General features: G+C 73.8%; 5 protein-coding genes. 3 read left to right on the top strand and 2 right to left on the bottom strand.

Annotated elements, in window-relative coordinates; translation table 11 throughout:
• Window positions 1-108: 108 nt before the first annotated feature.
• Together ACFU74_RS35915 and ACFU74_RS35910 are read right to left on the bottom strand one after the other, a co-directional pair.
• A complete protein-coding gene (locus ACFU74_RS35915) occupies window positions 109-1323 on the bottom strand; it encodes a TolB family protein (protein ID WP_380764329.1) in 1215 nt (404 codons plus the stop codon).
• 155 nt (window positions 1324-1478) lie between these two features.
• On the bottom strand, window positions 1479-2249 hold the full coding sequence (locus tag ACFU74_RS35910) for a lysophospholipid acyltransferase family protein (RefSeq protein ID WP_380764328.1): 771 nt from the start codon (window positions 2247-2249) through the stop codon (window positions 1479-1481).
• A 347-nt stretch (window positions 2250-2596) separates the two neighbouring features.
• On the opposite strand from ACFU74_RS35910, the gene ACFU74_RS35905 reads away from it, so the two are divergent.
• From ACFU74_RS35905 to ACFU74_RS35895, 3 genes are all read left to right on the top strand, one after another.
• The gene (locus tag ACFU74_RS35905) at window positions 2597-2923 is read left to right on the top strand and encodes a TlpA family protein disulfide reductase (protein WP_380764327.1); all 327 of its coding nucleotides are present in this window, start codon (window positions 2597-2599) and stop codon (window positions 2921-2923) included.
• A gap of 425 nt (window positions 2924-3348) precedes the next feature.
• On the top strand, window positions 3349-4134 hold the full coding sequence (locus ACFU74_RS35900) for an electron transfer flavoprotein subunit beta/FixA family protein (protein ID WP_380764326.1): 786 nt from the start codon (window positions 3349-3351) through the stop codon (window positions 4132-4134).
• A 46-nt stretch (window positions 4135-4180) separates the two neighbouring features.
• Entirely contained in the window at window positions 4181-5143 is a 963-nt protein-coding gene (locus ACFU74_RS35895; RefSeq protein WP_380764325.1) for an electron transfer flavoprotein subunit alpha/FixB family protein, read from the top strand.
• Window positions 5144-5189 lie beyond the last annotated feature (46 nt).

Raw genomic sequence — 5189 nt, 5'->3', positions numbered from 1 at the left:
GGTACTGCAGGGGGGACCCTGTGGGAGAGTAGGACGCCGCCGAACAAATTTTGAGAAGAACCCCCGCCGGTATTCCGGCGGGGGTTCTTCGCGTTTTCCGTACGGGTCTCAGCCCTGCGGTTGGGCGGTGCCCCAGTCGGGGCGGCTCTCCTCGCGGCCGGGGGTGTCGGAGAGGCGGGCGACGCCGGAGCCGTCGACGTGCATGGTGTAGAGCTCGGAGGCTCCGCCGGCGGGGGTCTGGGCGAAGGCGATGGTGGTGCCGTCGGGGGAGTAGGAGGCGACGCCGTACGCGATGTCGGACGGGCCGGGGGTGAGCGCCTCGATGGCGGTGCCGTCGGGGTGGACGGTGTAGATGCCGCCGCCGGGGGCGGTGTCGGTGTCGGTGGGGTACGTGGTGAAGACGAGGTGGCTGCCGTCGGGGGACCAGTTGGCGCGTTCGCCGGCCCGCAGTTCCCAGGGGGTGAGGCGGCGCAGGCCGGTGCCGTCGGCGTTGACGATGTAGAGCGCGCGGCTGTTGGCGGGCTGGCCGGTGGAGCTGGTCCGGTAGGAGAAGACGATCTGCGTGCCGTCGGGGGACCAGGCCGGGTCGGTGACGGTGCCGGAGTAGGGGGTGTCGTTGGTGAGGAAGGTGATCCGCTGGGCGGTGGTGCCGTCGGTGGCGATGACGTAGAGGTCGCTGTACTGGATCTGTTCGGTCGTCGGGTCGGAGTCGCCCCAGGCGCGGGTGAAGGCGAGTTGCTTGCCGTCGGGGGACCAGGCGGGCGTGGTCTCCGTCTCGTTGAGGCAGTCGGGGGCGCCGGCCTGGCAGAGCGAGCCCAGCGGCTGGGCGTCCCGGCCGTCGGTGCCCGTGATCCAGATCCGGCCGGGGGAGTCGCCGCCGGTGCGGTCGAAGGCGAGGGTGGTGCCGTCGGGGGCCCAGGCGGGATGGTCGTCGCGGGTCTGCTCGGGCGGCCGGGTGAGCTGTTGGCGGGTCCTGCCGTCGGCGGTCACCGTGAAGATGGCGCTGGTGCGACGCTCCTGGTCGAGGAAGACCCGGCCGGCGATGAGGCCGTTGGGTGCGGCCGGGACGGCGGGTGCGGCCGGGGTGGCCGCGGCGGCGCCGACCACGTCCGGGGCGGCGACGGCCGGTTCGGCGGTCGGGGTGGGGGACTCGGCGCGGATCTCGCTGAGCGGGATCTCGCCCGGCTGGGCGCCGCAGCCGGTGAGCAGGGTCCCGGCGAGCAGGAGGCCCGCACCGGCGCGGTGGCGGGTGCGGGCCGTGGCGGGGGTGGTGCGGTGGATGGTGGGGGTGGTCCGTGAGAGCCGTGTCCGTGTGCGGGTCATCCGCGTCTCATCTCCGTCTCCGATCCGTCCGGCGAGGCCGGGCGTGAGCCCCCCGAAGGAGCTGTCACTGTGTCAGATCGGAGCGGGTGGAACGGGGCGACACGCGACGGTCCGCGTCCGCTCGGGGACGGGGAGTCATCCGCGCGGGCGGAGGGTCAGCCCTTGGCGGCGCGGCTTTCGGCCTTGGCGAGGGCCTCCGCCTCGTCCTCGGCCTCGGCGGTCTCCAGGGTGGGCGCGGTGCCGCCGAGCTGGGCGGGCAGCCACCAGGTGTCGTCGGGGCCGGAGGGCTTGCCGGGGTACTCGCGCTGGGCCCGGTCGAGCATCTCGGACATCGCGGCGCGCAGCCGGCGGGTGACCATGACGGGCTTGTCCTCGGGCTTCAGCACGATCGGTTCGCCGATCATGATGGTGACCGGGACGTGCCGCTTGGTGAGGGTCTTGGGGCGGCCCTTGGTCCACAGCTGCTGGGTGCCCCAGAGGACCACGGGGAGCAGTGGGGCGCCGGAGTCGGCGGCCATCCGGGCGGCCCCGGTCTTGAACTTCTTCAGCATGAAGGAGCGGCTGATGGTCGCCTCGGGGAAGACGCCGACCACCTCGCCGGCCCGCAGGGCGCGCACGGCGGCCTCGTAGGCGGGCTGGCCGTCGGTGCGGTCGACCGGGATGTGCTTCATGCCGCGCATCAGCGGGCCGGAGACGGCGTGCTTGAAGACGTCGTCCTTGGCCATGAAGCGGGTCTTGCGCTTGCCGCCGCGGTAGGCGCCGAGGCCGGCGAAGAGGAAGTCGAGGTAGCTGATGTGGTTGCTCACGAGCACCGCCCCGCCCTTGGCGGGGATGTGTTCGGCGCCGACGATCCTGATGCGCACGTCGAGCGCGCGGAAGACGGTCAGCGCGGCGCCGATCACCGGCGGGTACACGAGCTCTGCCACGGTCAGTCCTGACTTCGACGGGCCTGGAGGCCCGGTACGGCGGGGTCCCGCGTGCCGTAGGCGGGGGCCGACCGGGGGCGCGGCACACCGCGGCGGCCACGGGCGATACACGGAGATGATCCCCCGAACGGGTACCCGCTGTCACCTGAGCCGGGCCGCGCGGTCGGTTCCGGCGGTGTGATGTGCGTGATGAGCTGGGACGGGAACTTTTTTCGGCCGGGCGTCCGGTCGGTTTCGCTGCCCGTTCGGGCGGGGCGGGCCCGGGATGACCGGGGCGGCGGCGGGTGTTGTGGTGGCCGCGGGCGCGTTCGGGCGTCCGTCGTGGCGCGGGTGACGGAAGGCTGTGGGTGCGGGTGGGCGACGGGGAGGTGCGGCTGTCGGCGGCGGAGTTGGGGGAGCCGCTGGGGGATCGGGCGACGCTGGTGCAGTTCTCCACCGCGTTCTGCCAGCCGTGCCGGGCCACCCGCCGGGTGCTGGCCGAGGTGGCGGGGATGGTGGCCGGGGTGGCGCACGTCGAGCTGGACGCCGAGGAGCGGTTGGAGCTGGTGCGGCGGCTGGGGGTGGCGCGGACGCCGACGGTGCTGGTGCTGGACGCCGCCGGCCGGGTGGTGCGGCGGGCGGCCGGGCAGCCGCGGCGGGCGGATGTGATCGCGGCGCTGGGCGCGGCGGTCTGACGCCGCTCCGACGGCGGTCCGACGGCGGTCCGACGGCGGGCGAGCGGTGGTGCCGCGTGGGCGCCGGGGTGCGGGCGGGGGCGTGCGGGGCGGCCCCGCGGCGTATCCGGTGGCGCAGGGGTGGCCCCGTCGGGTGGGGTCGGAGGTGGGCTGGGGCAGGATGGCCCTGACGGCGGTGTGACCGTCCCGCGGTCCGTGCGGACCGGAGGCCTCCCCGGGGCTGCCGAGGGGGTCCGCGGGGCGCCCGGCCGGGGCCGCGCGACGTAAGCTACTGGCGAGTAGTGACCGTCGGGCTACTGGCGGGTATGCTGCCAGGAAGTTCCGGACCGGCACGGGAGCACGCTGCCGGGAGTGGGCGCGAGCCGTGTTTCGCACCCGCTTGCACAGCCGCAGCCGCCGGACGAGACCAGTACAGGAGACAGGCCGTGAGCTTGAGGATCGTTGTCTGTGTGAAGCACGTGCCGGACGCGACGGGTGACCGTCGTTTCTCGGACGATCACACCACCGACCGGGAGGGCGTGGACGGCCTTCTGTCGGAGCTGGACGAGTACGGCGTCGAGCAGGCGCTGCGGATCGCGGAGGCCCATGAGGGTTCCGAGGTGACGGTGCTGACGGTGGGGCCGGACGACGCGAAGGACGCGTTGCGCAAGGCGCTGTCGATGGGTGCGGACAAGGCCGTGCACGTGAACGACGACGACATCCACGGCTCGGACGTGATCGGGACGTCGGCGGTGCTGGCGAAGGCGCTGGAGCGGACCGGGTTCGACCTGGTGGTCGGCGGCATGGCGTCGACGGACGGGGCGACGGGCGTGCTGCCGGCGCTGCTGGCGGAGCGGCTGGGGGTGCCGCAGGTGACGCTGCTGTCGGAGGTGTCGGTCGAGGGCGGTGTGGTCAGGGGCCGTCGGGACGGTGACGCGGCGACCGAGCTGGTCGAGGCGGCGCTGCCGGCGGTGGTGTCGGTGACGGACCAGTCGGGCGAGGCCCGGTACCCGTCGTTCAAGGGGATCATGGCGGCGAAGAAGAAGCCGGTGGAGTCCCTGGACCTGGACGACCTGGGCATCGGGGTGGACGAGGTCGGCCTGGCGGGTGCCTGGACGGCGGTGGAGTCGGTGGCGGCGCGTCCGGCGCGCACCGCGGGCACGGTCGTCAAGGACGAGGGCGAGGGCGGTAAGGCGCTTGCCGGCTTCCTCGCCACGCAGAAGTTCATCTAGTCCCCACCCGTTCGCGCATCCAACGATCGATCAGGAGCAATGAATCATGGCTGAGATCCTGGTTCTCGTGGACCACGCCGACGGCGCGGTCCGCAAGCCGGCCCTGGAGCTGCTGACCCTGGCCCGCCGCATCGGCGAGCCGTCCGCGGTCGTCCTCGGCGCCGGCGACAAGGCCGCCGAGCTGGCCGCGAAGGCCGCCGAGTACGGCGCCGCCAAGGTGTACGTCGCCGACGGCGCCGAGTTCACCGAGCAGCTGGTCGTCCCGAAGGTGGACGCCCTGGCCCAGATCGCGAAGGCGGTGGAGCCGGCCGCGGTGCTGGTCACCTCCTCCGGCGAGGGCAAGGAGGTCGCCGCCCGCGTCGCCCTGCGGATCGGCTCCGGCATCATCACCGACGCCGTCGACCTGGAGGCCGGCGACGGCGGTCCGGTCGCCACCCAGTCGGTGTTCGCCGCCTCCTTCCAGGTGAAGTCCACGGTGTCGCACGGCGCCGCGGTCATCACCGTCAAGCCGAACGCGGTCGCCCCGGAGGCCGCCCCGGCCGCCGGCGCGGTCGAGGACGTCACCGTGGCGTTCACCGGCAACGCCGCCAAGGTCGTCTCGCGCACCCCGCGCGTCTCCACCGGCCGCCCGGAGCTGACCGAGGCCGCGATCGTGGTCTCCGGCGGCCGCGGCGTCGGCGCCGCCGAGGGCTTCGGCGTCGTCGAGGAGCTGGCCGACGCCCTGGGCGCGGCCGTCGGTGCCTCGCGCGCCGCCGTCGACGCCGGCTGGTACCCGCACAGCAGCCAGGTCGGCCAGACCGGCAAGCAGGTCTCCCCGCAGCTCTACATCGCGGCGGGCATCTCCGGCGCCATCCAGCACCGGGCCGGCATGCAGACCTCCAAGACCATCGTGGCCGTCAACAAGGACCCCGAGGCCCCGATCTTCGAGCTCGTCGACTACGGCGTGGTCGGCGACCTCTTCGAGGTCCTGCCGCAGCTGACCGCCGAGGTCAAGGCCCGCAAGGCCTGACCGCCCGGACACCGTGAGGGCGTGGCACCGAGTACCCCGGGTACTC

The organism is Kitasatospora sp. NPDC057500, assembly GCF_042802195.1.
Taxonomy (GTDB): Bacteria; Actinomycetota; Actinomycetes; order Streptomycetales; family Streptomycetaceae; genus Kitasatospora.
Note: the sequence above shows the minus strand (reverse complement) of the source record. Positions and strands in the feature narration are given on the sequence as shown.